The organism is Neptunicella marina, from assembly GCF_014270035.1.
GTDB lineage: Bacteria > Pseudomonadota > Gammaproteobacteria > Enterobacterales > Alteromonadaceae > Neptunicella > Neptunicella marina.
In genome coordinates this window covers 1-3,918 of sequence record NZ_JACNEP010000037.1, presented here as the reverse complement: position 1 = coordinate 3,918, position 3,918 = coordinate 1, and the positions used below count along the sequence as shown (strand labels likewise).

Genomic DNA, 3,918 nt, shown 5'->3' with positions numbered 1-3,918 from the left:
TACAATGAAATGAGGCCGCACCTGAGTTTAGATATGCAAACACCTAATCAGGTGCATAATAGAAAAGGCCAGCTACTGGAGCTGGCCTAAAAACTGTCAACCTATCTTAGGACGGGTCAATATTATAACGGATACTAAAACGTAGTTTATACGCTGTAGTACATTTCGAACTCAACAGGGTGAGTTGTCATGTTCAGTGTTTCGATTTCTGCACGTTTCAGTTCGATGTAAGCGTCAATCATGTCATCAGTCATTACACCACCAGCAGTCAGGAAGTCACGGTCACTATCCAGAGCATCCATAGCCATCTCTAAAGAGCTGGCAACCGTTGGGATTTGTTTGGCTTCTTCAGCTGGCAAATCGTACAAATCCTTATCCATAGCGTCGCCAGGGTGGATTTTGTTTTTAATACCATCAAGACCAGCCATTAACATGGCAGTGAATGACAGATAAGGGTTACCCGTTGGATCAGGGAAGCGCACTTCGATACGACGTGCTTTATCGCTGGTTACGTGAGGAATACGGATAGAAGCAGAACGGTTACGGGCAGAATATGCCAGCATGACAGGCGCTTCAAATCCTGGTACCAAACGCTTATAAGAGTTAGTCGAAGCGTTAGTAAAGGCATTGATTGCACGCGCATGCTTAATGATACCGCCAATGTAGTAAAGTGCTTCTTCAGACAGGTTACCGTATTTGTCACCAGCGAAGATGTTTTTACCGTCCTTACTGATTGACTGGTGAACGTGCATACCAGAACCGTTATCACCTACTAGAGGCTTAGGCATGAAGGTAGCAGTTTGACCGTATGCATGAGCAACATTGTGTACTACATATTTGTAGATTTGAACTTCGTCGGCTTTCTTAACCAGTGTGTTAAATTCACACGCGATTTCGTTTTGACCTGCAGTCGCCACTTCGTGGTGATGTGCTTCAATACGCAGACCCATTTCTTCCATGACTAAACACATTGCAGCACGAATATCGTGGGCAGAATCAACAGGAGGAACAGGGAAGTAACCGCCTTTGACACCTGGACGGTGACCCATGTTACCACCGTCATATTCTGAACCTGAATTCCATTTCGCTTCAGACGAGTCGATCGCGTAAAACGCGCCGCCCATGCTTGAGTTGAAACGAACATCATCAAACAGGAAAAATTCCGGCTCAGGACCAAAGAAAGCGGTGTCACCGATGCCAGTTGATTTCAGGTATTCTTCAGCACGTTGTGCTACAGAACGTGGATCACGCTCATAACCTTGCATAGTAGAAGGTTCAAGGATATCACAACGGATATTAACTTGTGTTTCTTCAGCAAATGGATCAACGACTGCAGAGTCAGCATCAGGCATTAATACCATGTCAGATTCGTTAATGCCTTTCCAGCCGGCAATAGAAGAACCGTCAAACATTTTTCCTTCTTCAAAGAACTCTTCATCCACTAAACTGGCAGGGATGGAAACGTGTTGCTCTTTTCCTTTTGTATCGGTAAAGCGTAAATCGACAAATTTCGCTTCACTTTCTTTGATTAATTCTAAAGCCTTAGCTACTGACATTATGTCCTCCGGTAAATAAGTACAAAGACGTTAAATTGTGCTGAAAACGATCTTCAGGATTTCTAACAGGACGTTAAAGCGATATCCATGCCAAGTGAGATTAAATGATAAAGTGCACGGAATACAAGCAATGCAGAGCGGCCTGTCTTATCCCGCTTAATTTTATAAGTTCATTTGTGGTGCAAAGTGCACTTTAAGGGTGCAATCGTTGCTTTGTCTCTGAATTTTAGGCACTAAAAACAGGCAGGCTTGCACCCTTATAATGGAAATGCTGCCAAAAGAATCAAATTGGTCTAAAAAGTTACGATAGTCATAAAAGTATCGTCGCTAATTGATCGTTAACCCTGTACAATCCGCGCCCAGATTTATAACCCTTTTACAGAGATCATCATGACTGGACAACAGCCATCAGTAGAGCAGCTGCGTAATATTGCGATTATTGCTCACGTTGACCACGGCAAAACTACTTTAGTAGATAAGCTGTTACAACAATCAGGCACCCTGGAATCGCGCGGCGAAGCCGAAGAACGGGTAATGGATTCTAACGACATTGAAAAAGAACGTGGTATTACCATTCTGGCCAAAAACACTGCCATTAAATGGAATGATTACCGGATTAATATCGTTGATACCCCTGGACACGCCGACTTCGGTGGTGAAGTAGAACGTGTAATGTCAATGGCTGACTCAGTATTGCTGTTGGTGGATGCGCAGGAAGGTCCAATGCCACAAACGCGTTTCGTAACGCAAAAAGCGTTTGCTCAGGGCTTAAAACCCATCGTGGTTATCAACAAAATCGATAAGCCGGGTGCACGCCCTGACTGGGTTATGGATCAGGTTTTTGATTTATTCGACAACTTAGGTGCAACGGACGAACAGTTGGACTTTCAGGTCGTTTATGCCTCTGCGTTAAATGGCTGGGCATCTTTAGATGCAGACGAACCAGCAGAAGACATGACTGCATTGTTTGAAACTATTGTTGAACACGTATCTCCGCCGGATGCAGATATCGATGGTCCGTTCCAGATGCAAATTTCTCAGCTGGATTACAACTCTTATGTAGGTGTAATCGGTGTTGGCCGTGTGGTACGTGGCTCCGTTAAAGTTAATCAGCAGGTAACTGTGTTAAGTGCTGATGGTAAAAAGCGTAATGGTAAAGTTGGCCAGGTTCTGGGTTACATGGGCTTGGAACGTCACGAAGTAGAGCAAGCCAATGCCGGCGACATTATCGCTGTTACGGGGCTAGGTGAACTGAAAATTTCAGACACCATCTGCGATCCGAACAATGTAGAAGCTTTACCGGCATTGTCGGTTGATGAACCAACTGTAACTATGACATTCCAGGTAAATACTTCTCCATTTGCCGGTAAAGAAGGTAAGTATGTCACCTCGCGTAACATTCTTGACCGTTTGCATGCTGAGCTGGTACATAACGTTGCATTGCGTGTTGAAGAGATGGACGATCCGGATAAATTCCGTGTATCAGGCCGTGGTGAATTGCACTTAGGTATTCTGATCGAAAACATGCGTCGCGAAGGTTATGAGCTGGCGGTATCGCGTCCGGAAGTAATCCTAAAAACGGTGGATGGTGAATTACAAGAACCGTTTGAAACCATGACAGTTGACTGTGAAGAAGAAGACCAGGGCTCAATCATGGAGCAATTGGGTATCCGTAAAGCAGAATTAAAAGACATGTCGCCAGACGGTAAAGGCCGTGTGCGTATGGACTTTGTTATTCCAAGCCGCGGTTTAATCGGTTTCCAGACAGAATTTATGACCCTTACTTCAGGTTCAGGTTTGCTATATCACACATTCGATCATTACGGTCCGCATAAAGGTGGCACTATTGGTCAGCGTAAGAACGGTGTATTGATTGCAAACGCCACTGGTAAAGCCCTAACCAACGCCTTGTTTAACCTACAAGAGCGTGGTCGTTTATTTATCGGCCACGGTGTTGAAGTTTATGAAGGTATGGTTATCGGTATTCACAGCCGTGATAACGACTTAACCGTTAACGCCCTTAAAGGTAAGCAGTTAACTAACGTTCGTGCATCAGGTACCGATGAAGCACAAACACTTGTTCCACCGATTAAAATGTCACTGGAACAAGCGATGGAATTTATCGATGATGATGAACTGGTAGAAGTTACACCGGAAAGCATCCGTATTCGTAAAAAGCTATTAACAGAAAACCTGCGTAAACAAGCAAGCCGCGCAAGTAAAGGTTAATAACGTTTATAAAATGACCCGTCCTAAGATAGGTTGACAGTTTTTAGGCCAGCTCAAGTAGCTGGCCTTTTCTATTATGCACCTGATTAGGTGTTTGCATATCTAAACTCAGGTGCGGCCTCATTTCATTGTA

At 44.2% G+C, this 3,918-nt stretch carries 2 protein-coding genes; one reads left to right on the top strand and one right to left on the bottom strand.

Annotation, left to right across the window (positions count from 1 at the left end; all coding sequences use genetic code 11):
• Nucleotides 1-146: 146 nt before the first annotated feature.
• Nucleotides 147-1,556 (bottom strand): glutamate--ammonia ligase, encoded by a 1,410-nt coding sequence (gene glnA / locus H8B19_RS18770; RefSeq protein WP_186508677.1) that lies wholly within the window; start codon nt 1,554-1,556, stop codon nt 147-149.
• A gap of 390 nt (nt 1,557-1,946) precedes the next feature.
• Here glnA and typA point away from each other — a divergent pair, with 390 nt between their 5' ends.
• Nucleotides 1,947-3,785: a translational GTPase TypA gene (gene typA / locus H8B19_RS18765; protein WP_186508675.1), complete on the top strand. Its 1,839-nt coding sequence runs from the start codon at nt 1,947-1,949 to the stop codon at nt 3,783-3,785.
• The last annotated feature ends 133 nt before the right edge of the window (nt 3,786-3,918 follow it).